This is a genomic window from Variovorax sp. Varisp85 (assembly GCF_047304045.1).
In the GTDB taxonomy this organism is placed as follows: Bacteria; Pseudomonadota; Gammaproteobacteria; order Burkholderiales; family Burkholderiaceae_C; genus Variovorax.
Genome location: NZ_JBGLYN010000025.1, coordinates 1 through 20,636, shown reverse-complemented (window position 1 = coordinate 20,636; position 20,636 = coordinate 1). Strand labels below are relative to the sequence as shown.

Below are 20,636 nucleotides of genomic sequence, written 5' to 3'. Positions count from 1 at the left end.
CCTGTGAACGCATCCTGGATCCCCAGGGAGTATCGGATTGCCCTGGTGGATTCGGATGCGCTGCAGCGCATCTGCACCTCCAATTCGCTGTCGGTCCTGGGCGCGGACAGCGCGCCTTTCGGCCGGATGTCCGAACTGGTAGCGGCGATCCGCGCAGGGCATCAGTTCGACGCCGTCATCATCGGGATCCATGCGGACGCCGCGAAGACGATCTCAAAGCTGTCCGACGTGGAGGATGCCGCGGGCCGGCCGCTTCCGGTGCTGTATGTCGTCCATCACACCGAGCTGCAGATCGTGCATCGGCTGCCTGCGCAGGTGCTGGCGCAGGAGTCGTTCCGGCTGCTGCCTTCGCCGGTCGACGAGGATGCGCTGATCGAGTGGCTGAACGCGCTGGACCGGCGCGATGGCCGGGATGGGCGGCACGCAGGCATCGGGTTCCTGCGCGTCGGGCCTTGATGAATCAGCCCGCCGCCAGCGCCGCCTCCACATCGCGCGTCAGCGAGGCCGGCGTGTCCAGCGGCGCGTAGCGCTTGAGCACGGTGCCGTCGCGCCCGATGAGGAACTTGGTGAAGTTCCACTTGATGGCCGTGCTGCCCAGCAGGCCCGGCTTTTCCTTGGTGAGCCACTGGTACAGCGGCGCGGCGTTGCTGCCGTTCACGTCGATCTTCTCCATCATCGGGAAGCTCACGCCGTAGTTCGTGGTGCAGAAGGCGCCGATTTCCTCGTTGGTGCCCGGGTCCTGCGCGCCGAACTGGTTCGACGGAAAGCCCAGCACCGCCAGCCCCTGGTCGGCGTACTTCTCGTGCAGCGCCTCCAGCCCCGCGAACTGCGGCGTGAAGCCGCATTTGCTGGCGGTGTTGACGATCAGCAGCACCTTGCCCTTGAAGGCGGAGAGCTTTACCGGCTTGCCGTCGATCCGGTTGGCCTCGAAGTCGTAGACGCTGGTCATGCTGTTTCCTCAGGTGGGGGAAGAGGCGCGATCATCACTCCGCCCGGGCGTTCGTGCAAACGCCGACCAGACGGCGCCCAGCACGATCAGCGCGCCGCCGGCGAGGATGCGCGGCTCCATCGTGGCCGCGCCGAGCGCCACCGACGACACGCTCGCGAACAGCACCTCCGACAGCATGATCACCGAGGTCGCGGCAGCCGGGAGCCGGGCCGCGCCGTACTGCAGGCACACGTTGGCGAAGACGAAGCCGGTGCCCAGCAGCACGGCCCAGCCGAGCCAGCCCGGCGAGGCGTGCAGCGGCGAATCGAACGCGCCGAGCGCGGTGCCGCCCAGCGCCGCGGCGCCGGCCACGAAGGCGCAGCCGCAGAACATCGACAGCGCGCGCGACTCGCCCGGCGCCTGTCGCAGGTGGCGCAGCGCGATGTTGGTGACGGCAAAGCTGAAGCCCGCCGCCATGCCCAGCCAGTCGGGCAGGCTCGACGGCACCGGCCATTCGGTGCCGGGCGCCTTCAGCACCACCACCACGCCGGTGAGCGCCAGCGCCACGCGCGCCAGCGCGCTGCCGGTCGGCCGCTCGCCCAGCAGCAGCCAGCCCAGCAGCACGCTCCACAGCGGCATCAGGTAGAACAGCAGCACCACGCGCACCACGTCGCCCTGTGTCACGGCCCAGTTGAATCCCACGTTGGTGAAGCCGGCCGCGAGGCCCAGCAGTGCCAGCATCGGAAAGGCAATGAAACCTTTCCACGCGTGCCGTCGCAAAAGCCCCATCGCGGCGGCGATGACCAGGTAGATCAGGCAGGTGGTCCACAGCGGATGCAGGCCGTGGCTCGCGATCTGGCGAAACGGAAACCACGAAACGCCCCAGACGAAGGCGTTGAAGACGAGCGCGAGAGCTGCTTGCATTGGAGCGGAAATTTTCGTGGGGCACCGAGGAACCGGCTTTGCCGGGCCTCTGGTGTCGCCCCCGGCGAGGGGGAAGGCGCAGCGACACGAAGTGCGCGCAGCCTGGGGGAGGTCAATGATGCTTGTCGCTGCGGGCGATGGCCAGCAGATGCTCGATCTCTTCCGGGTATTTCTTCAGGTTGCTGTCGTACCAGTATTTGATGAGCCACATGCATCCCGCCACCACGAGGCCGAACGCACTGATCGCGCCGTACGCCGAGAGGCCGAGGCCCGTGCACACGCTGTAGAAGCCGCCGAGCAGGAGAATGCAGGCCTGCTCGTTGAAGTTCTGCACCGCGATGGAGCGGCCCGCGCCCATCAGGTTGTGGCCGCGGTGCTGCAGCAGCGCATTCATCGGCACCACCAGGAAACCGCCCAGGCCGCCCAGCAGGATCAGGAACGGCACCGCCAGCCACACGTTGCCGATGAAGTTCATGCAGATCACCATCAGTCCCATCGCGATGCCCATGGGGATCACCCGCGTGGCCATGTCCAGCCGCATGCGCATCGAGGCCACGATCGCGCCCACGGCCGTGCCGATGGTCACCACGCCCGTCAGCGCCGAGGCCTGCGTGGTGTTGTAGCCCAGAGCCAGCGAGGCCCAGGCCAGCACGATGTACTTGAGGTTGCCGCCCGCGCCCCAGAACAGCGTGGTGGTGGCCAGCGAGATCTGGCCAAGGCGGTCGCGCCACAGGCGGGCGTTGCAGTGCCAGAAGTCGGGCAGCAGCGCGGCGATGTTGCGCGCCAGGCCCTGTTCGGGGTTGGAGCGCAGCGGGCGCATCTCGACGCCGGTGTGCGGGATGCGCGTGTTGAACCATGCTGCCAGCACGTAGACAAAGATCAGCACTGAGATCGCGGCCTCGGCCGGTGAGTCGATGCCGGTGTCGATGAACGGGAGGTCGAAGGCCAGCAGTTTGCTGGAAATGGCATGCCCCACCAGCGAGCCGCCGAGCACGATGCCCAGCAGGATCGACGCGATGGTCAGTCCTTCGATCCAGCCGTTGGCCTTCACCAGTTGGGATGCCGGCAGCAGCTCGGTCAGGATGCCGTACTTTGCCGGCGAATACGCCGCGGCGCCGAGCCCTACGATCGAATACGACAGCAGCGGATGCGAGCCGAACAGCATCATCAGGCAGCCCACCACCTTGATGGCATTGCTGATGAACATCACCGTGCCTTTGGGCAAGGCATCGGCAAAAGCGCCCACCAGCGGCGCCAGCACCACATAGAAGACCGCGAAGATAGGCACCAGGGCTGCGCGCTGCCATTCGGGCGCACCCGAACTTCGCATGAGGTCGACCGCAACAACGAAAAGCGCTTGGTCGGCCAGCGACGAAAAGAACTGGGCCGACATGATCGTGTAGAAACCGCGCTTCATCGATGGGCTGGCTGGCCAGAGGGGTCTGCTGGCGGTAGTGAAAAAGTGTTGCGCTGCGGGCGAATGGGCGGTTATAGCATGGGGGTGGGGCACGGAATTAGGGATCCCTACGGTGTTCAACCCCATTCCCGAAGATGCTAAAACGTGGTCTGCATTGTCCCCGAGTCTTCCCCGGAATTCCCATGCCGCGTCCCATTCTCGCCACCGTCCATACCGGCGCCCTGCGTCACAATCTCGAACGGGCGCGTCGCTCGGCCCTCGAGGCCCGCGTCTGGGCCGTCGTCAAGGCCAATGCCTATGGCCATGGCATCGAGCGGGTCTATGAAGGCTTGCGGGGCGCCGATGGCTTCGCGCTGCTCGACCTGGCCGAGGCCGAGCGCGTGCGCGCACTCGGTTGGCGCGGCCCGGTGCTGCTGCTCGAAGGCGTGTTCGACGCCCGCGACCTGGAGCTGTGCTCGCGGCTGGACCTCTGGCACACCGTGCACTGCGACGAGCAGATCGACATGCTCGCCGCCCACAAGACCCTGAAGCCGCAGCGCGTGTTCCTGAAGATGAATTCGGGCATGAACCGCCTGGGCTTCACGCCCGAGCGCTTCGGCTCCGCCTGGACCCGCCTGAACGCGCTGACGCAGGTCGACGAAATCTCGCTGATGACCCACTTCAGCGACGCCGACGGCGCGCGCGGCATCGCCCACCAGCTCGCGACCTTCGAGCGCGCCACGCGCGACCTGCCGGGCGAGCGCTCCATCGCCAACAGTGCCGCCACGCTGCGCCATGCCGAGCAGACGCGCGGCGACTGGGTGCGCCCCGGCATCCTGCTGTACGGCAGCGCGCCCGATTTTCCCGAGCACGATGCGGCGCACTGGCAGCTGCAGCCCACCATGACGCTGTCGACCCAGATCATCTCGGTGCAGACGCTGAAGGCCGGTGACACCATCGGCTACGGCTCCAGGTTCACGGCGCAGGGGCCACTCACCATCGGCATCGCGGCGGTCGGCTATGCCGACGGCTATCCGCGCCACTGCGACAGCGGCACGCCGGTGCTGGTGAACGGCGTGCGCACCCACATGGTCGGCCGTGTGAGCATGGACATGATCACCGTCGACCTCACGAACGTGCCCGACGCGAAGTTCGGCAGCGAGGTCACGCTGTGGGGCAAGTCCGCGAAGACCGGCGCGGTGCTTCCCATCGACGAGGTTGCGAAGGCCGCGGGCACGATCGGCTACGAACTCATGTGCGCCGTGGCGCAGCGCGTGCCTTTCGCCGATCCGGCCCCCACCGAAGGCCGATGAAGATCCTTTCCGACTGGCGCTCCGTGCGCCTGTGGGAAACGCAGATCGAACGCGACCTGCACCGCAGCTACAGCCTGCGCACGCACGGCATCCTGATCGGCACGTTCACGATGCTGCTGATGTGGGGCGTGTCGGCGCTGCAGATGCACCTGCTGCATGTGCACTCGCTGGCGGTGCGCTACCTCCTCACGCTGGGCGTGGGATACCTCGGCTATCTGCTGGTGCTGCGCTGGTGGGCCAGGCGCCTGGTGGAGGGCCGCGAGGTGGACGCCAACGTCGATGCGCCCGATCTGGACTTCGGCGGTGGTTCCCAAAGCCGTGCGAGCGCCGGCGACGGCAGCGGCCTGTCCGACGTGGCGAGCGGCGCGCTCGACATCGCGGGCGGGGCGGACGAAGGCGCAGTCATCGTCGTGCCGGTGATCGCCATCTTCCTGATCTGCGCGGCCGTCGTGCTCGGCGCCGGTTCGCTCGTGCTGCTGTACTTCGGCTGGGACGCGCTGCTGGCCGTGGCCATCGAGGTCGCGTTCTCGTACGTGTCGGCCCGCGCCGCGGTGCGCGTGGCGCGCGAGGGCTGGCTCATGGCGGCCGTGCGGCTCACATGGAAGCCGCTGCTGGGCGCGGTGGTCTGCGCGGTGGCCCTGGGCGCGCTGCTCGACCACTTCATGCCGCAGGTCGACTCCCTGCCCGAGGCGGTGCGCGTCCTGCTGAAGAAGCACTGAGCACCGAGCGCGAGCAGCGCCGCCTTCCTGCGCGCCGCGATGGTGTGCATGACGCGCTCAATACAGGCCGAGCTGCCGCGTCCTCAATCGCGCCAGGCCCAGCAGCGCGTCGGTAAAGGGCGTGGCCACCGCAGTCAACTCGCCCAGCTCACGCACCACGGTCACCAGCGCGTCCAGCTCCACCGAGCGGCCGGCTTCCACGTCCTGCAGCATCGAGGTCTTGAACGCGCCGAGCTTCTTCGTGATCGCATGCCGGTCTTCCGGGCTCTGCGTGATCTCGATGCCGATGCGCCGGCCGATCTCCTTGGCCTCCAGCATCACCGCCGAGATGAAGCCGCGCACGTAGTCGTCGTCCATGATCAGGTCGGTGGTGCAGCCCGTCAGCGCGCTGATCGGGTTCACCGTCATGTTGCCCCACAGCTTGAACCACACGTCCTTCTGGATCTGCGGCGACAGCGTGGTGTCGATGCCTGCGGCGTTCAGCAGCTCGACCAGCTTCTGCACGCGCGGCGTGGCTTCGCCCGAAGGCTCGCCCACGATCAGCCCGTTGCCGAAGTGATGCCGCACCACGCCGGGTCCGTCGAGCGAGCAGCTCGCGTGCACCACGCAGCCGATCACGTTGCGCGCGGGAATGGCCTTGGCAATAGCGCCTTCGGGGTCCACCGCCGCGAGCCGGTGGCCCGTGATCTCGCCGCCGAAGCCGCCTTCGAGGAACCACCATGGCACGCCGTTCATCGCGACCAGCACGATGGTGTCGGCGCCGATCAGCGGCCCGATGCGCTCGGCCACGCCGGCCAGCGCGGGCGCCTTCACGGCGATCACCACCAGGTCTTGAACACCGAGCGCTTCGGGGTCGGCCACCGCGTTCACCGGCACACGCGTGCGCACGTCGCCACGCATGAGCGAGAGGCCGTCGCGTTGCAGCGCATCGAGCGTGGCGCCGCGCGCCACCACGTTGAGGCGTTGGCCTGCCTGTGCGAGGCCGACGCCGATCCATCCGCCGATCGCGCCGGCGCCGTAGATGCAAATCTTCATGGGAACAGGCGCCTCAGTTGCGGTAGCTCGGGTCGATGCGGTCCACTTGCCGCACCAGCGCATCGAACACGTCCTGCCCCGCGCCATGCTCGGGGCTGAACTGCAGCGCGTCGCGCGTGCAGCGCTGCGCGATTTCATCGCTCACCGGAATGGCCGCGCCCATCGAGAAGGTGGCCATCTGGATCTCGCAGGCGCGCTGCAGCGTCCAGAGGATCGCGAAGGTCTGCGGCAGCGTCTGGCCCCAGGCCAGCAGCCCGTGGTTGCGCAGGATCACCGCGTTGCGGTTGCCGATGCTCTTGAGCAGGCGCGGGCCTTCGTCGGCATGGATGGTGATGCCCTCGAAGTCGTGGTACGCCACCATGTCGTGCAGCTGGGCGGTATAGAAGTTGGTCTGCTGCAGCCCGCCCTGCAGGCAGGCCACGGCCACGCCGGCCGTGGTGTGCGTGTGCATCACGCAGTGCGCACCGGGCAGGCCGTCGTGGATGGCGGCATGCACCGTGAAGCCGGCCGGGTTCACCGGATGGGTCGGGCCGTCGAGCACCTTGCCCTGCAGGTCGATCTTCACCAGGTTGCTCGCAGTGACCTCGCTGTAGTGCAGGCCGAAGGGGTTGATGAGGAACTGCTTCTCCCCGCCCGTCACGCTGTCGGGCAGCCGCATCGTGATGTGGTTGTAGATCATCTCGGTCCAGCCCAGCATCGCGAACACGCGGTAGCAGGCCGCGAGCTGCTCGCGCGCGGTGCGCTCGTCGGGGTGCAGCGAGGGATGGACCAGCGCCGACGGCGCGGTGGTGGCGAGTGTGTTCATGGCAGTTCCTTCATGTGTTCAACCCTCCGCGGTGAAGCCGACCTCTTTGACGATCGGCGCCCACTTGGCGGTGTCTTTCTTCAGCAGATCGGCCAGCTCGGCCGGCGTGGAAGACATCGCCTCCAGGCCGAATGTGCCGAGGCCGTCGATCACGTCCTTCTGCGCGAGCGCGTTCTTCATTGCGGTGTTCAGCTTCGCCACCAGCTCGGGCGAGGCCTTGGCCGGCAGGAAGAAGGCGAACCATTCGCTGTGCGCCATGTCCTTGATGCCCTGTTCGCCGAAGGTGGGCACTTCGGGCGCGAAGCGGCTGCGCTTGGCGCCCGAGACGCCCAGGATGCGCACCTTGCCTGAGGGCAGGTGCTGTGTGATGTCGCCGATCGGCCCCGACACCGCCGAGATGTTGCTGCCCAGCAGGTCGAGCATGGCGGGCTGCGTGCCGCGGTAGGCCGCGTGCTTGAGCTCGACGCCGCCCTTCTTGCCCAGCAGCGCGCCGATGAAGTGCGGCGTGGAGCCCGCGGCGGGCGAACCGTAGTTGGCGCCGGCCGGATTGGCCTTGGCCCAGGCCAGGAACTCGGGCACCGTCTTCACGCTGGCCGGAACGGCCGGGCCCACGGCAAAGCCGAAGTCGAAGATGCAGGCCAGGCTGACGGGCGTGATGTCGACCATCGGGTCGTACGGCAGCTTCTTGTAGATGTGCGGATAGATCGTGAGGATCGAGGTCGGCGTCTGCAGGATGGTGCTGCCGTCGGCCGGGCGGCCCTTCACGTAGCTCACGGCGATCTGGCCGCCCGCGCCGGTGCGGTTCTCGACCACCGCCACCTTCGCGTACTCGGGGCTGAGCTTCTGCGCGAGGCGCCGGCAGGTGGTGTCCGAGGTGCCGCCGGCCGCGAAGCCGGTGACGATGGTGGCGGTCTCGATGCTCATCGCCTGCGCGAAGACGTTCTGGCCAAGGCTGGCCATCAAGGCGGATGCACTGGTGGTCTGCAGGATCTGGCGGCGGGTGAAGCTCATGGTGTCTCTCTCCGGACGGTGGTTATGGAGGGTCGATCAAGACTCGTCGCGCAGCCAGGTGACCGCGCCCGAGTGGGTCACGGCGCCCTGATGGGCAGGGCGCACGGTGAGCGCGTATTTTTCCAGCAAGCCCCCGCGGGCCGCCCCCGCGTTTACCTCACGTCGGGTGAGCCGCGCGGCGATTTCCTCCGTGGTGAGATCGACCGTGATCGAGCGTGCCTCGGCACGCGCGTCGATGGCGATCACGTCGCCGTCGCGCAGCGCCGCAATCGGTCCGCCGTCGGCCGCTTCGGGCCCCGCGTAGCCGATGCACAGGCCGCGCGTGGCGCCCGAGAAGCGCCCGTCGGTCAGCAGTGCCACCTTGTCGCCCATGCCCTGGCCATAGAGCAGGGCGGTGATGCCGAGCATCTCGCGCATGCCGGGACTGCCCTTGGGGCCTTCGTTGCGGATCACGATCACGTCGCCGGGTTCGTACAGGCGGTTCTGCACGGCGGTCTGCGCTTCTTCCTCCGAGTTGAAGACGCGCGCCGGCCCGCGAAACACCAGCCCCTGGAGCCCCGCCGTCTTGAGCAGCGCGCCGTCCGGGCAAAGGTTGCCCTTGAGCACTGCGAGGCCGCCGTCGCGCGTGATCGGGTTGCCGGCCTCGCGCACCACGCGGCCATCAGGCGCAAGGGCGCCGGCCAGTTCCTCGGCCATCGTGCGGCCGGTGAAGGTGAGCGCATCGCCATGCAGGAAGCCCTGCTCCAGCAGCGTGCGCAGGATCACGCCCGCGCCGCCGATGTAGAACACGTCGCGCGCAAGGTACTGGCCGCCGGGGCGCAGGTCGGCGATGAGCGGCGTGCGCGCGAAGACCTCGGCCACGTCGTCGAGGTGGAACTTGATGCCCGCCTCGTGCGCAATCGCCGGCAGGTGCAGCGCGGCATTGGTCGAACCGCCCGTGGCCGATACCACGGCGCAGGCGTTTTCCAGCGCCTTGCGCGTGACGATGTCGCGCGGCAGCGGGCTGTCGCCCATCACTGCCTTCATCAGCGTCTTCGCGGCGCGGCGCATCAGCGGCGCGCGTTCGCTGAACACGGCAGGCACCATGCTCGAGCCGATGGGCGCGAGGCCCAGTGCCTCCGACACCATGCCCATCGTGTTGGCCGTGAACTGCCCTGCGCAGGCGCCGGCCGTCGGCAGGCAGGCGCGGCTCATCGCGTCGAGTTCGTCGTGCGTGGCGGTGCCGGCCAGCACCTTGCCGATGGTCTCGTAGGTGTCGACCACGTTCAGGTCGCGCCCGTCCGGCCCCGGCATCTGGCCAGGCAGCGCCGAGCCGCCATGCACGAACACGCTGGGCACGTTGCAGCGGACCATGCCCATCATCAGGCCGGGCAGGTTCTTGTCGCACGCGCCGATGGCGAAGATCCCGTCCCACTGGTGGCCGCGCGTGGAGGCTTCCACGCTGTCGGCGATCAGCTCGCGCGAGATCAGCGAGAAGCGCATGCCCGAGTGCGCCATCGTCAACCCGTCGCTGATCGACACCACCGGGCATTCGTGCGGCGTGCCGCCGCCCGCATAGATGCCGGTCTTGGCGTGCTGCGCCTGCTCGCGCAGGTTGAGGTTGCACGGGCTCATCTCGCCGCCCGTATGGAACACGCCGATGTGCGGGCGCGCGATGTCCTCGTCGTCCTGTCCCAGCGCATGCAGGAAGCTGCGCGTGGTCGCACGGATCGTGCCCTCGCGGATGGTGGCGGAGCGAAAGCGCTTGGGTGGGTCGGCGGGCGCGGTCATGGGGTCAGAACATCCCGTTCTTGTTTGCAGCGGTTTCCGGCACGGGCTGCACCACGTCCCAGTGCTCGACGATCTTGCCGTTCTCCAGCTTGAAGATGTCGACGATGGCGCTGCCGCGCGTGCCCGGTTCCCGCACCGCGTTGACGTGCAGGATCACGTAGTCGCCGTCGACGAAGCTGCGCTTGATGTCGCTGCGCGAGTTCGGAAACTTCTCGCGCAGGAACGCGATGAACTTGCGAAAACCCTCGGGGCCGTCGGCCGCCGTGGGGTTGTGCTGCACGTAGCGGCTGCCCACGTACTGCAGCGCTGCGTCGGCGTCCTTCTGGTTCAGGCCTTTTTCATAGAAGGCGAGCACCGCCTGGCGGTTGGCTTCCTGCTGGGCGGTCGCGCCTTGCTTGCCGGCGCCCATGGGTGCGCACGCGGCGAGGAAGAGGGTGGCTGCTGTGGCGATGGCCGCCAAAGTCATGCGTTGCATCGAGCGTGCTCCGGTGTGAAGAAAATCAGTAGCCGTTGGGCGAGGCGGTGCCGGGCGCGGCCTTGTACATGGCCAGCAGCTGCTTCGCCGCCGCCGCCAGCACGATGGTGTCCACGCCCACCGCCACGAACAGCGCGCCGGCCGCGAGCCACTTGCGTGCCTGTTCCTCGGTGGTCGACAGGATGCCCGGCGCCTTGCCGGCCTTGCGGATGCGCGCAATCGCGTCGGCAATCACGGCCTGCACCTCGGGGTGGTTCGGCTGGCCCACGAAGCCCATCGAGGCCGACAGGTCGGCCGGGCCGATGAACACGCCGTCAACGCCCGGCGTGGCCGCGATGGCGTCGAGGTTCTTCATTGCCTCCACCGTCTCGGCCTGCACCAGCAGGCAGGTCTGCGCATTGGCCTCGTGCAGGTAGTTGGGGTAGGCCTGCCAGCGCGAGGCGCGCGCCAGCGCACTGCCCATGCCGCGGATGCCTTCAGGCGGGTAGCGCATGCCCTGCACCAGCCGCGCCGCCTGCTCGGCCGTGTCGACCATCGGCACCAGCAGCGTCTGCGCGCCGATGTCGAGGTGCTGCTTGATCAGCGTGGTGTCGCCGACCGGAATGCGCACGACGGGGTGCGAGCGCTCCGACTCGGGCTGCGCCGACCATGCGCTCGAAATGCCCTGCAGCTGCGCGAGCACCGAGCGCAGGTCGTTGGGCGCATGCTCGCCGTCGACCAGCAGCCAGTCGTAGCCGGTGCCGGCCAGGATCTCGGCGGCATAGCCGTCGGCCAGCCCGACCCACAGGCCGATCTGGGGCTTGCCCGATTGAAGGGCTTGCTTGAAGGTGTTGATAGGGGTGTGCATGTTTAGTCCGGGAGGTGGAAGGGTGATGTCTTCATTCGTGGAGCACCGCGGAACCGGCTTTGCCGGGCCGCAGGTGTTGCCCCCGGTAGGGGGTTGGCGAAGCGACACGAAGTGCGCGAAGCCTGGGGGCGAGCTTCATACAAGTCGGAAGGAGATGGAGCCGAGCGGGCCGTAGTCCGCGTGGAAGGTGTCACCGGGAACTGCGGTGGTGGGCCGCGTGAACGAACCGCCCAACACCACTTCGCCGGCTTCGAGGCATTCGTCCCACGGCGCCAGCTTGTTCGCAAGCCACGCCACACCGGTCGCCGGGTGGTTGAGCACGGCCGCGGCCACGCCCGATTCCTCGATCACGCCGTTCTTGTAGAGCAGCGCGCTCACCCAGCGCAGGTCGACCGCGTCGGGCTTCACCGGCCGGCCACCCATCACGATGCCGGCATTGGCCGCGTTGTCGGCGATGGTGTCGAACACCTTGCGCGGCGCCTTGGTGTGGCGGTCGAACTGCTCGATGCGCGCATCGATGATCTCGATGGCCGGCACCACGTAGTCGGTGGCGGCCAGCACGTCGAAGATGGTCACGTTCGGGCCCCGCAGCTTCTTGCCGAGGACGAAGGCCAGCTCCACCTCGACGCGCGGCGCGATGAAGCGCTTGAACGGGATGTCGCCGCCCTGCTCGAAGAACATGTCGTCCAGCAGCGTGCCGTAGTCGGGCTCGTCGATCTGGCTGGACTGCTGCATGGCGCGCGAGGTCAGGCCGATCTTGTGGCCCTTCACGGTGCGGCCTTCGGCAATCTTGGCCTTCACCCATTCGCGCGAGATGGCGTAGCCGTCTTCCACGGTCATCTCGGGAAAGCGCTTGGAGAAGTGCTCGACCTGCACGCGCGACTTCTCGCTTTCGTGCAACTCGGCGGCCAGTTGGGCGATGGTGGCTTTGGAGAGCATGTGGTTTCGTTCAGTTCTTGTTGAACAGGGGATGCAGGTTGCTGTGCTTGCCGTCGTACACCTGCCCGGGGCTTTCGTCGATCTGCAGCGTGATGCCGATGGGGCGTTGGTCGAAGATCGGCGCGAAATGCGCGCGCACGCCGGCCAGCAGATCGTCGCCGGCCTTCTTCTTCACCGCCTCGGCGCGGCCCGCAGCCATGCGCAGGTTGAGGTAAACGAAGGCGTAGTCGGCCTTGCCATCGGCCACCGCGTGGTGCGCCGCAGGGTAGGCCAGCACGCGCGTACCGCCGATGGGGAACACCGGCTTGCCGGCTTCGTCGCGCTGCTCCAGCATGGTGTCGGCCAGCGTGCGGCACAGGGCCGACATGTCGGTCTCGGCCTCGATATTCGGCGTGTAGAGGATCACCAGATGAGGCATTGCTGTTCTCCGTTCATTCCACCGACATGGTCGCGGCCGTGCACGTTACCGCGAAGATCGGAATCGCCTTCATATGGAAGATCTCACCCTTGCCGCGCGCGGCCGCGGCCACGCTGAGGAAGGTGCGGATCTCGAAGCCGCCCTGGCCCGCCTCGCGGTAGGTGGCTTCGTCGCCATAGTCGTCCAGCGAGAGCATGCCCTCGCGATCGTTGGCGCACCAGCGGCGCATGAACTCGGCGTCCCACTCCGCGTTCACCTTGCCAGAATCGGGCGTGGCCGGCCAGTGCGAGATACCGCCCGTGCCCACCAGCGCGATGCGCTCGGGCACCTTGTCGCAGGCGCGGCGCAAGGCCTCGCCGAAGGCCCAGGCGCGGTGCAGCGGCGTGAGCGGCGGGCCCTGGCAGTTGATGTTCACGGGGATGACCTTGGTGTCGAAGTTCGGCGTGAGGAAGTTCAGCGGCACCATGATGCCGTGGTCGAACTTCCATTCCTCCGCATAGGCCACGTCCACTGTCTGCATCACCTCGCGGATGATGCGCTGCGACAGTGCTGCGTCGCCGGGGATGGTGTGCTTCTCGATGCCCAGCCACTTCGGGTCTTCGATCGGACCTTCGTAGCTGTCGGCCATGCCGATGGCATAGGCCGGCATGTTGTTCATGAAGAAGTTCGCGAAGTGCTCCGCGGCGATCACGATCACCGCGTCGGGCTTGGTGGCGCGCATGGCCTCGCCGAAGCGGTGGAACTGCGCATGGAACTCGTCCTTTACGGCCGGGTCCGCCAGATGCGCGCGGCCGGTGATGCCGGGGGCGTGGCTGCACACGCCTGCAAAAACCAGACTCATACGCCTGCCACCTTTTCGTCTGTGCCCGTCGTCATCGCATAGATGCCCGCGCGCACCGGTCCGTACTTGCGCACGCCTTCGCGCATGGCTTCGAGGTAATCGGCCCACGGAATGCCGAGCAGGGGCGCGAAGTGCATCAGCAACTGGCCGTTGCAGCCGAGCACGTAGAGCTTGCCGATGTCGCCGGTGTCGATGGCTTCGCGTTCTTCGTCGTCGAGGTCATAGCCGGCGAGCAGCGCGGTGCGCGTGTCGCCCCCTTCGGCATAGCGCCGCTGCACCTCCTGCTCGCGGTTGAGCGCGAAGAGGAATTTCTGCATCGCATAGAGGCTCATGGTTCAGCCCTCGATCTGGATGTTGGCCTTGCGGATCACGTCGTCGTACTTCGCGATCTCGCTCTGGATGAAGGCCGCGAAGCGCTCCGGCGTGCCCGACAGCGACGCGATGCCTCCCTTCTGGAAGGCCTCGGTCAACGCGGGGCCCGCGAGCGCGCGGTTCACCTCGGCGTTCATGCGCTGCACGATGGCGTCGGGCGTGCCGGCCGGCGCCAGCAGGCCGTTCCACGAATTGGACTCGATGGGCACGCCCTGTTCGGCCAGTGTGGGTATGGCGGGCGCGTACTGCGAGCGCTGCGCGGTCGCCATGCCCAGCGCCACCAGCTTGCCGCTCTGGATGTGGCCGCGGAACTCGGGCCAGTTGCCGAACATCGTCGTCACCTGGCCGCCGAGCAGGTCGGTCAGCGCCGGGCCTTGTCCCTTGTAGGGCACGTGCACGATGTCCAGGCCCATCTGCTGCTTGAGCATTTCGCCCGACAGGTGCGCCGAGGTGCCGTTGCCGAACGAGGCGAAGCTCAGCGTGCCCGGCTTGGCCTTGGCTGCGTTGCGCAGGTCGGCCAGCGTCTTCAGGCCGCTGTTGGGGTGCGTGGCGAGCACGTGCTCCGACATGCCCATGAGCGCGACCGGGCGCAGGTCTTTCTGCGTGTCGTAGGGCAGCTTGCGGATCAGCGTCTGGTTGGCCGTGAAGCTGTTGGCCACGCAGACGAAGGTGTAGCCGTCGGGCGCGGCCTTGGCTGCGGCATCGACGCCGATCACCGTGCCCGCGCCGGGCTTGTTGTCGACGATCACCGGCTGGCCGAGCGCCTTCGACAGTTCCGTGCCCACCAGGCGCGCCACGAAGTCGGTGGTGCCGCCGGGCGTGAAGGGCACGATCACGCGGATCGGCTTGGCGGGCCATGCCGCTTGCGCGCGCGCCAGCGAGGGCAGGGCCGCGAGTGCCGCTGCGCCTTGCAGCAGCGTGCGACGTTGCATGCTCACGCCACGCCCCAGTGCGGAATGTGGTGCGAGCCCATCGACACCGCCACGTTCTTCGGCTCGCAGAACACCTCGTAGCTCCAGGTCCCGCCTTCGCGGCCCGTGCCCGAGGCCTTGGTGCCGCCGAAGGGCTGGCGCAGGTCTCGCACGTTCTGGCTGTTGACGAAGCACATGCCGGCTTCCACGGCCGCGGCCACGCGGTGCGCCTTGCCGATGTTCTCGGTCCACACGTAGCTGCTCAGGCCGTACTGGATGTCGTTGGCCAGGCGAATGGCATCTGCCTCGTCCTTGAACGGAATCAGGCAGGCCACCGGGCCGAAGATCTCGTCCTGCGCGATCTTCATGCGGTTGTCGACGTCGGCGAACACGGTCGGCATGACGTAGTTGCCGCGCTGAACGCGCTCGGGCAGGTTCGACGGCGCTTCGAGGCCACCGCACAGCAGCGTCGCGCCTTCCTTCGGGCCCAGCGCGATGTAGCTGCGCACCTTGGCCAGGTGGGCCTGCGAGATCATCGGGCCGACGATGGTCTTCTCGTCCAGCGGGTCGCCCACCGTGATGCGCTTCGCGCGTTCGGCGAACTTCGCGGCGAAGTCGGCGTAGATCGACTGCTGCACCAGGATGCGCGAACCGGCGGTGCAGCGTTCGCCGTTGTTGCTGAAGATCATGAACACGGCCGCGTCGAGCGCGCGGTCGAGGTCGGCGTCGTCGAAGATCACGAACGGGCTCTTGCCGCCCAGCTCCATGCTGAACTTCTTCAGGCCCGCGCTCTTCACGATGCGGTTGCCCGTGGCGGTGGAGCCGGTGAACGAAATGGCCCGCACGTCGGGGTGCGCCACCAGCGGCTCACCGGCTTCCTTGCCGTAGCCGTGCACGAGGTTCAGCACGCCGGGCGGAATGCCGGCTTCGAGCGCCAGCTCGCCGAGGCGCGCAGCCGTCAGCGGGGAGAGTTCGCTCATCTTCAGCACCGCGGTGTTGCCGAAGGCCAGGCAGGGCGCGACCTTCCAGGTGGCCGTCATGAAGGGCACGTTCCACGGGCTGATGAGCGCGCACACGCCCACCGGATGGAACAGCGTGTAGTTCAGGTGCGTGGGCGTGGGGTAGGTGTGGCCGTCCACGCGCGTGCACATCTCGGCGAAGTAGTAGAAGTTGTCGGCCGCGCGCGGCACCAGCTGCTTGCCGGTCTGGGCGATGACCTGGCCGCAGTCGTTGGTTTCGGTCTGCGCGATCTCGGGCACGTGCTTGGCGATCAGGTCGCCGAGCTTGCGAATGAGCTTCGCGCGCTCGGGCGCGGGCAGGCCGGCCCATTTCGGAAAGGCGTCCTTGGCCGCAGCCACGGCCGCGTTCACTTCGGCCTCGCCGCCCGAGGCGACTTCGGCCAGCACTTCCTGCGTGGCGGGGTTGACGGTTTCGAAGTAGTCCTTGCCCGCGACGGACTTGCCGCCGATGAGATGGTCGATCTGTTGCATGAAGAAGTGTCCGGTCCGGTTCAATCGAGTTTGATGTCGCGCGCCTTGATCAGGGCATGCCATTTCTTGCGCTCGGCGTCGGTGTAGCGCGTCATTTCGGTGGCGTCGGCGGGGCGTGCTTCCCAGCCCGCGTCGTAGAGCTTCTGGCGCACGCCGCCATCGGCCATGGCCTTCTGAAGCTCGGCGCCCAGCTTCGCCTGCACTTCCTTCGGCGTGGCCGCGGGCGCGACGAGGCCCTGCCAGGTGTAGGCCTCGACGTTGGCAAAGCCGAGTTCCTTCGCGGTGGGAATGTTCGGCAGCTGCGGCACGCGCTCGGCCGACATGGCGAGAAGCGGCACCACCTTGCCGGCCTTGACGGCGCTCACGCCGCTGGGCAGGTCGAGCATCATCAGCGCGACCTGGCCGCCCATCAGGTCCTGCAGTGCGGGCGCGCCGCCCTTGTACGGCACGTGCAGCATCGACACGCCGGCTTCGCGCTGGAACAACTCGAGCGCCAGGTGGTGCGGGCTGCCGGTGCCCGGCGTGGCGATGCTGTACTTGCCGGGCGAAGCCTTGAGCGCGGTGAGCAATGCCTTGGCATCGGCGATGCCGGCATTGGGCGCGGCCGTGAGGATGAGCGGCGAGCGGCCCATCATGCCGACCAGCGCGAAGTCTTTTTCGGCGTCGTAGGGCAGCTTCTTGTAGAGCGCGGGGTTGTAGACCAGCACGCCGTTGTCGGCCGAGAACACGGTATAGCCGTCGCCCGGTGCGCGCGCCACGTTCTCCGACGCGATGATCGCGCCCGCGCCGGGCTTGTTGTCGACGAGCACCGGCTGGCCTAGCTGCTGCGATACCTGCGCGCCGACCGTGCGCGCGAGAAAGTCGGTGCCGCCGCCCGCCGGGTAGCCCACCACCCAGCGCACGGGCTTGGTGGGGAAGGCCGCAGTCTGCGCGGGCGCGTCGAGCGCGAACATCGAGGCGCTCACGGCCACGAGGGCGGCGGCGAGGGCGAGCGTTTTCTTTCCGGCGTTCATTGCGTTTGTCTCCGCTTGTTGATGTGTGACAGGAAAAAGGGTTCAGGCCGCGTCGATGGTGTTGACCAGCGCGCCGATGTGCTCGATCTCGGTCACGACCACATCGCCCGGCTTGCAATCGACCACGCCGTCGGGCGTGCCCGTGAGGATCAGGTCGCCCGGCGACAGCGTCATGAAGCGGCTGAAGTACGCGATGAGGAAGGGTGCGTCGAAGATCATGTCGCGCGTGTTGCCTTGCTGCGTGACCGTGCCGTTGACCGTGGTGCGCAATGCAAGAGCCATGGGGTCGGGCACGTCGGCCGCGTCGACGAACCACGGACCCAGCGGCGTGCAGGTGTCGCGGTTCTTCACGCGCAGGTTGGGGCGGTACCAGTTCTCGAGGTAGTCGCGGATCGCGTAATCGTTGGCCACCGTGTAGCCGCCGATGAAGTCATACGCGTCATCGCGCTTCACGTTCTTCGCGGTCTTGCCGACCACGATGGCGAGCTCGCATTCATAGTGCATGAACTGCACGCCGGCCGGCCGGTGCGTGAGCTGGCGGTGGCCGATGAGCGTGCTCTGGCCCTTGACGAACACCAGCGGTTCCTCGGGTGCCTTGAACTCGAGCTCCTTCGCGTGGTCGGCGTAGTTGAGGCCGAGCGCGAGGATGGTGCGCGGCCGCGCCGTGGGCGCGAGCGGCGGCAGCCAGACGAGCTGCTCCTGCGGCACGATGCGGCCGTCGTCCAGGCGCACGGCGGCGTCTTGCTGCCCATTGAACTCATGGCTCGTGCCGGAATGCTCGCGGCCTTCGAAGATGACGCGTGCGTGCTTCATGCGGCCTCCTTCACCAGCGTGTTGCTCAGGGTCTCGAAGCCCGGCGCCGAGATGTCGATGCGCTGGCCCGCGCGGGCCAGCGGACGGCCAAGGTCGCAGCCGAGCATCAGGACGTCGCCGTGCGCCAGCGTCATGAACTCGCCGACATCGGCAAGCAGTTGCTGCGCCGGGCGCACGAGCTGCGAGAAGACGATGGATTGCTTCAGCTCGCCGTCGATGCGCACCTCGACGAGGAAGTTCGCGGGGTCGGCCACCTCCTGTGCGTCGCGCAGCACGGGGCCGATGCCGAGGAAGCCGTCGACGCACTTGAACTTCACCGGCGGGCGGAAGAAGCTCGCATGGGGAATCGACAGATCGTTCATCAGCACGAAGCCCTCGACATCGCCTTCGGCGCCGATCACCATGCCGATGCTTGCGCCGATTTCCACCTCGGGCACGGTCGCCGGCACTGCAATGGCGCTGCCGTGCGGGCTCCAGGTGTTGGCCGTCTTCACATAGAGCACGGGCGCCTTCGGCGGTGCCTTGTAGGGCGGCTGCGTCATCTGCGCTGCGAGCGCCACCACTTCGGCGCGGAAGTTCAGCAGGGTGCCGTACACCGTGCCGGTGGGCAGGAAATGGGGGGCGCTGCTCATGAAGGTTGCTCCAGTGCGATGAGTTCGTCGAGCAGCCCGTAGAGCTGCGCGAGCTTGGCCTTGCCGAGCGACTTTTCCATCCAGTCGTAATGCGCCTCGATGCTGGTGCCCAGCCGCTTCACCAGCTTCATGCCGTGCGGCGTGGCCTCGACCACGGTGCGGCGCTGGTCGGCAGGGTCGCGCGCGCGGGTGATGAGGTTGTCGCGCTCCATGCGCGCAAGCACGCCGGTGAGGCTGGGCCCGAGGATGAAAGCTTCGCGCGCCACGCGGCCGGTGTCGACCGCACCGTGTTCGCCCAGCACGCGCAGCACGCGCCATTGCTGGTCGGACAGCGCGTGCTCGCGCAGGCTGGGCCGGGTGTGGGCCATCACGGCTTCGCGGGCCTGCAGCAGCAGGCGCGGCAAATTGCGATGCGTGAATGTCGTGCTCAAGACGCGTCTCTCTTTGAAATTACTTAACATGTTAAATGATTCGCCAAAGCTTTCCTAGCTGTCAGTCATCAGGGTTTGTGCGGACACCTAAACTCGCCGCATGGCCAAGGACAAAACACTTTTCGTCTGCAGTGAATGCGGCGGCACCAGCCCCAAATGGCTCGGCAAATGTCCGAGCTGCGGCGCCTGGAACACATTGATCGAGCAGGTCGCGGGCGCGGGCAGCGGCCCGGCCAACAACCGCTTCGGTACGCAGTTCGCATCGCTCGCGGGCGCGTCGGAGCTCGCCACGCTGTCGGAAATAGAAGCGACCGACGTCGCGCGCACGCCCACAGGCATTGACGAGCTCGACCGCGTGCTGGGCGGCGGCATCGTCTCGGGCGGCGTCACGCTGATCGGCGGCGACCCGGGCATCGGCAAGTCGACGCTGCTGCTGCAGGCGGTCGATGCGCTGCAGCGCGCGGGGCAGAACGCGCTGTATGTCACCGGTGAAGAAAGCGGGGCGCAGGTGGCGCTGCGATCCAAACGGCTCGGGCTCGATCACTCTCAGGTGCAGGTGCTGGCCGAGATCCAGCTGGAGAAGATCATCGCCACGCTCGACGCCACGCGTCCGGCCATCGCGGTGATCGATTCGATCCAGACTGTCTATTCGGACCAGCTCACGTCAGCCCCCGGTTCCGTCGCGCAGGTGCGCGAATGCGCGGCGCACTTGACGCGCTTCGCCAAGACCAGCGGCACGGCCGTGGTGCTGGTGGGCCACGTCACCAAGGAAGGCGCCCTGGCCGGCCCACGCGTGCTCGAACACATGGTCGACACGGTGCTGTACTTCGAGGGCGACACGCATTCGAGCTTCCGCCTCGTGCGCGCCATCAAGAACCGCTTCGGCGCGGTCAACGAGATCGGCGTGTTCGCCATGACCGAGCGCGGCCTCAAGGGCGTGACCAATCCGAGCGCCATCTTCCTGAGCCAGCATGCCGAGCCGGTGCCCGGCAGCGTGGTACTGGTGACGCTCGAAGGCACGCGGCCGATGCTGGTGGAAATCCAGGCGCTGGTCGACAACGGCGGTCCGAGCCCGCGCCGCCTGTCGGTGGGCCTGGACCGCGACCGCCTCGCGATGCTGCTGGCGGTGCTGCACCGCCATGCGGGCGTGGCCTGCATGGACCAGGACGTGTTCGTCAACGCGGTGGGCGGCGTGCGCATCAGCGAGCCCGCGGCCGACCTCGCCGTGATGCTGGCCATCACCTCGAGCCTGCGCGGCAAACCGCTGCCCAAGGGCTTCATCGCGTTCGGTGAGGTGGGCCTGGCCGGCGAGGTGCGGCCGGCGCCGCGCGGGCAGGAGCGCCTGCGCGAGGCTGCCAAGCTGGGCTTCAGCGTGGCGGTGGTTCCAAAGGCCAACGCGCCCCGCAAGGGCGCGAAGGAAATCGAAGGGCTGACGATCCACGCCGTCGACCGCATCGAAGAGGCGATGGACGTGGTCCGCCGGCTCGACTGATTGATTGATCAGTGACCGGGAAGTCCGGGAAAAAATGGCCCGGCGCACCGTGGCGCCGGGC

General features: G+C 67.7%; 23 protein-coding genes. 4 read left to right on the top strand and 19 right to left on the bottom strand.

The window, feature by feature from the left end; all coding sequences use genetic code 11:
• The first annotated feature begins 3 nt into the window (after nucleotides 1-3).
• Nucleotides 4-456 (top strand): hypothetical protein, encoded by a 453-nt coding sequence (locus ACCC97_RS12440; RefSeq protein ID WP_413333047.1) that lies wholly within the window; start codon nucleotides 4-6, stop codon nucleotides 454-456.
• Nucleotides 457-460: 4 nt separating this feature from the next.
• Here the strand turns inward: ACCC97_RS12440 and ACCC97_RS12435 are convergent, their stop codons facing one another.
• From ACCC97_RS12435 to lplT, 3 genes are all read right to left on the bottom strand, one after another.
• A complete protein-coding gene (locus tag ACCC97_RS12435; protein ID WP_007831681.1) occupies nucleotides 461-949 on the bottom strand; it encodes a glutathione peroxidase in 489 nt (162 codons plus the stop codon).
• Nucleotides 950-958: 9 nt separating this feature from the next.
• The gene (locus ACCC97_RS12430) at nucleotides 959-1,852 is read right to left on the bottom strand and encodes a DMT family transporter (protein ID WP_007831678.1); all 894 of its coding nucleotides are present in this window, start codon (nucleotides 1,850-1,852) and stop codon (nucleotides 959-961) included.
• Nucleotides 1,853-1,964: 112 nt separating this feature from the next.
• Nucleotides 1,965-3,269, bottom strand: a complete 1,305-nt coding sequence (gene lplT, locus ACCC97_RS12425; protein ID WP_007831672.1) for a lysophospholipid transporter LplT — start codon at nucleotides 3,267-3,269, stop codon at nucleotides 1,965-1,967.
• A 182-nt stretch (nucleotides 3,270-3,451) separates the two neighbouring features.
• On the opposite strand from lplT, the gene alr reads away from it, so the two are divergent.
• A complete protein-coding gene (alr, locus tag ACCC97_RS12420; RefSeq protein WP_007831670.1) occupies nucleotides 3,452-4,561 on the top strand; it encodes an alanine racemase in 1,110 nt (369 codons plus the stop codon).
• Complete coding sequence (locus ACCC97_RS12415; RefSeq protein ID WP_413333045.1) at nucleotides 4,558-5,280, top strand: hypothetical protein; 723 nt, start codon at nucleotides 4,558-4,560, stop codon at nucleotides 5,278-5,280. The genes alr and ACCC97_RS12415 overlap by 4 nt, the downstream gene beginning before the upstream one ends.
• A gap of 57 nt (nucleotides 5,281-5,337) precedes the next feature.
• On the opposite strand, the gene ACCC97_RS12410 is transcribed toward ACCC97_RS12415, so the two are convergent.
• The 16 genes from ACCC97_RS12410 to hpaR form a co-directional block, all read right to left on the bottom strand.
• On the bottom strand, nucleotides 5,338-6,315 hold the full coding sequence (locus tag ACCC97_RS12410; RefSeq protein ID WP_007831665.1) for a 2-dehydropantoate 2-reductase: 978 nt from the start codon (nucleotides 6,313-6,315) through the stop codon (nucleotides 5,338-5,340).
• Nucleotides 6,316-6,328: 13 nt separating this feature from the next.
• Nucleotides 6,329-7,120 carry a class II aldolase/adducin family protein gene (locus tag ACCC97_RS12405; RefSeq protein WP_413333043.1) on the bottom strand — a complete coding sequence of 264 codons (792 nt, stop codon included), beginning with the start codon at nucleotides 7,118-7,120 and terminating at the stop codon, nucleotides 6,329-6,331.
• Nucleotides 7,121-7,138: 18 nt separating this feature from the next.
• Complete coding sequence (locus ACCC97_RS12400) at nucleotides 7,139-8,131, bottom strand: Bug family tripartite tricarboxylate transporter substrate binding protein (RefSeq protein ID WP_007831660.1); 993 nt, start codon at nucleotides 8,129-8,131, stop codon at nucleotides 7,139-7,141.
• 36 nt (nucleotides 8,132-8,167) lie between these two features.
• The gene (gene ilvD / locus ACCC97_RS12395; RefSeq protein WP_413333041.1) at nucleotides 8,168-9,901 is read right to left on the bottom strand and encodes a dihydroxy-acid dehydratase; all 1,734 of its coding nucleotides are present in this window, start codon (nucleotides 9,899-9,901) and stop codon (nucleotides 8,168-8,170) included.
• Between the two features lie 4 nt (nucleotides 9,902-9,905).
• Nucleotides 9,906-10,376: an ester cyclase gene (locus ACCC97_RS12390; protein ID WP_413315946.1), complete on the bottom strand. Its 471-nt coding sequence runs from the start codon at nucleotides 10,374-10,376 to the stop codon at nucleotides 9,906-9,908.
• A 25-nt stretch (nucleotides 10,377-10,401) separates the two neighbouring features.
• A complete protein-coding gene (hpaI, locus tag ACCC97_RS12385; protein ID WP_413333039.1) occupies nucleotides 10,402-11,223 on the bottom strand; it encodes a 4-hydroxy-2-oxoheptanedioate aldolase in 822 nt (273 codons plus the stop codon).
• Between the two features lie 135 nt (nucleotides 11,224-11,358).
• Nucleotides 11,359-12,162 (bottom strand): 2-oxo-hept-4-ene-1,7-dioate hydratase, encoded by an 804-nt coding sequence (gene hpaH / locus ACCC97_RS12380; protein WP_413333038.1) that lies wholly within the window; start codon nucleotides 12,160-12,162, stop codon nucleotides 11,359-11,361.
• Nucleotides 12,163-12,172: 10 nt separating this feature from the next.
• A complete protein-coding gene (locus ACCC97_RS12375; protein ID WP_413333036.1) occupies nucleotides 12,173-12,580 on the bottom strand; it encodes a 5-carboxymethyl-2-hydroxymuconate Delta-isomerase in 408 nt (135 codons plus the stop codon).
• Nucleotides 12,581-12,593: 13 nt separating this feature from the next.
• Nucleotides 12,594-13,421 carry an extradiol ring-cleavage dioxygenase gene (locus ACCC97_RS12370; RefSeq protein ID WP_007836781.1) on the bottom strand — a complete coding sequence of 276 codons (828 nt, stop codon included), beginning with the start codon at nucleotides 13,419-13,421 and terminating at the stop codon, nucleotides 12,594-12,596.
• The gene (locus ACCC97_RS12365; protein ID WP_413333034.1) at nucleotides 13,418-13,753 is read right to left on the bottom strand and encodes an aromatic ring-opening dioxygenase subunit LigA; all 336 of its coding nucleotides are present in this window, start codon (nucleotides 13,751-13,753) and stop codon (nucleotides 13,418-13,420) included. The genes ACCC97_RS12370 and ACCC97_RS12365 overlap by 4 nt, the downstream gene beginning before the upstream one ends.
• A gap of 3 nt (nucleotides 13,754-13,756) precedes the next feature.
• Nucleotides 13,757-14,725, bottom strand: a complete 969-nt coding sequence (locus ACCC97_RS12360; RefSeq protein WP_413333090.1) for a tripartite tricarboxylate transporter substrate binding protein — start codon at nucleotides 14,723-14,725, stop codon at nucleotides 13,757-13,759.
• Nucleotides 14,726-14,727: 2 nt separating this feature from the next.
• Nucleotides 14,728-16,194: a 5-carboxymethyl-2-hydroxymuconate semialdehyde dehydrogenase gene (hpaE, locus tag ACCC97_RS12355; RefSeq protein WP_413333032.1), complete on the bottom strand. Its 1,467-nt coding sequence runs from the start codon at nucleotides 16,192-16,194 to the stop codon at nucleotides 14,728-14,730.
• A 20-nt stretch (nucleotides 16,195-16,214) separates the two neighbouring features.
• A complete protein-coding gene (locus ACCC97_RS12350) occupies nucleotides 16,215-17,207 on the bottom strand; it encodes a Bug family tripartite tricarboxylate transporter substrate binding protein (protein WP_413333030.1) in 993 nt (330 codons plus the stop codon).
• 42 nt (nucleotides 17,208-17,249) lie between these two features.
• Nucleotides 17,250-18,020 (bottom strand): fumarylacetoacetate hydrolase family protein, encoded by a 771-nt coding sequence (locus ACCC97_RS12345; protein ID WP_413315954.1) that lies wholly within the window; start codon nucleotides 18,018-18,020, stop codon nucleotides 17,250-17,252.
• Nucleotides 18,017-18,652 carry a fumarylacetoacetate hydrolase family protein gene (locus tag ACCC97_RS12340; protein WP_007836790.1) on the bottom strand — a complete coding sequence of 212 codons (636 nt, stop codon included), beginning with the start codon at nucleotides 18,650-18,652 and terminating at the stop codon, nucleotides 18,017-18,019. Before ACCC97_RS12340 ends, ACCC97_RS12345 begins: the two co-directional genes overlap by 4 nt.
• Nucleotides 18,649-19,083 carry a homoprotocatechuate degradation operon regulator HpaR gene (gene hpaR, locus ACCC97_RS12335; RefSeq protein ID WP_007836792.1) on the bottom strand — a complete coding sequence of 145 codons (435 nt, stop codon included), beginning with the start codon at nucleotides 19,081-19,083 and terminating at the stop codon, nucleotides 18,649-18,651. Before hpaR ends, ACCC97_RS12340 begins: the two co-directional genes overlap by 4 nt.
• Nucleotides 19,084-19,183: 100 nt before the next feature.
• On the opposite strand from hpaR, the gene radA reads away from it, so the two are divergent.
• Nucleotides 19,184-20,575, top strand: a complete 1,392-nt coding sequence (gene radA, locus ACCC97_RS12330; protein ID WP_007836793.1) for a DNA repair protein RadA — start codon at nucleotides 19,184-19,186, stop codon at nucleotides 20,573-20,575.
• Nucleotides 20,576-20,636 lie beyond the last annotated feature (61 nt).

Coding starts and splice junctions, on each gene's coding strand:
- ACCC97_RS12430 (WP_007831678.1), bottom strand. CDS start 1,852: ATGCAAGCAGCTCTCGCGCTCGTCTTCAACGCCTTCGTCTGGGGCGTT.
- ACCC97_RS12360 (WP_413333090.1), bottom strand. CDS start 14,725: ATGCAACGTCGCACGCTGCTGCAAGGCGCAGCGGCACTCGCGGCCCTG.
- hpaE (WP_413333032.1), bottom strand. CDS start 16,194: ATGCAACAGATCGACCATCTCATCGGCGGCAAGTCCGTCGCGGGCAAG.
- ACCC97_RS12405 (WP_413333043.1), bottom strand. CDS start 7,120: ATGAACACACTCGCCACCACCGCGCCGTCGGCGCTGGTCCATCCCTCG.
- alr (WP_007831670.1), top strand. CDS start 3,452: ATGCCGCGTCCCATTCTCGCCACCGTCCATACCGGCGCCCTGCGTCAC.
- ACCC97_RS12375 (WP_413333036.1), bottom strand. CDS start 12,580: ATGCCTCATCTGGTGATCCTCTACACGCCGAATATCGAGGCCGAGACC.
- ACCC97_RS12365 (WP_413333034.1), bottom strand. CDS start 13,753: ATGAGCCTCTATGCGATGCAGAAATTCCTCTTCGCGCTCAACCGCGAG.
- ilvD (WP_413333041.1), bottom strand. CDS start 9,901: ATGACCGCGCCCGCCGACCCACCCAAGCGCTTTCGCTCCGCCACCATC.
- ACCC97_RS12350 (WP_413333030.1), bottom strand. CDS start 17,207: ATGAACGCCGGAAAGAAAACGCTCGCCCTCGCCGCCGCCCTCGTGGCC.
- hpaH (WP_413333038.1), bottom strand. CDS start 12,162: ATGCTCTCCAAAGCCACCATCGCCCAACTGGCCGCCGAGTTGCACGAA.
- ACCC97_RS12400 (WP_007831660.1), bottom strand. CDS start 8,131: ATGAGCTTCACCCGCCGCCAGATCCTGCAGACCACCAGTGCATCCGCC.
- ACCC97_RS12415 (WP_413333045.1), top strand. CDS start 4,558: ATGAAGATCCTTTCCGACTGGCGCTCCGTGCGCCTGTGGGAAACGCAG.
- ACCC97_RS12435 (WP_007831681.1), bottom strand. CDS start 949: ATGACCAGCGTCTACGACTTCGAGGCCAACCGGATCGACGGCAAGCCG.
- radA (WP_007836793.1), top strand. CDS start 19,184: ATGGCCAAGGACAAAACACTTTTCGTCTGCAGTGAATGCGGCGGCACC.
- hpaI (WP_413333039.1), bottom strand. CDS start 11,223: ATGCACACCCCTATCAACACCTTCAAGCAAGCCCTTCAATCGGGCAAG.
- ACCC97_RS12340 (WP_007836790.1), bottom strand. CDS start 18,652: ATGAGCAGCGCCCCCCATTTCCTGCCCACCGGCACGGTGTACGGCACC.
- ACCC97_RS12390 (WP_413315946.1), bottom strand. CDS start 10,376: ATGCAACGCATGACTTTGGCGGCCATCGCCACAGCAGCCACCCTCTTC.
- lplT (WP_007831672.1), bottom strand. CDS start 3,269: ATGAAGCGCGGTTTCTACACGATCATGTCGGCCCAGTTCTTTTCGTCG.
- ACCC97_RS12410 (WP_007831665.1), bottom strand. CDS start 6,315: ATGAAGATTTGCATCTACGGCGCCGGCGCGATCGGCGGATGGATCGGC.
- ACCC97_RS12370 (WP_007836781.1), bottom strand. CDS start 13,421: ATGAGTCTGGTTTTTGCAGGCGTGTGCAGCCACGCCCCCGGCATCACC.
- ACCC97_RS12345 (WP_413315954.1), bottom strand. CDS start 18,020: ATGAAGCACGCACGCGTCATCTTCGAAGGCCGCGAGCATTCCGGCACG.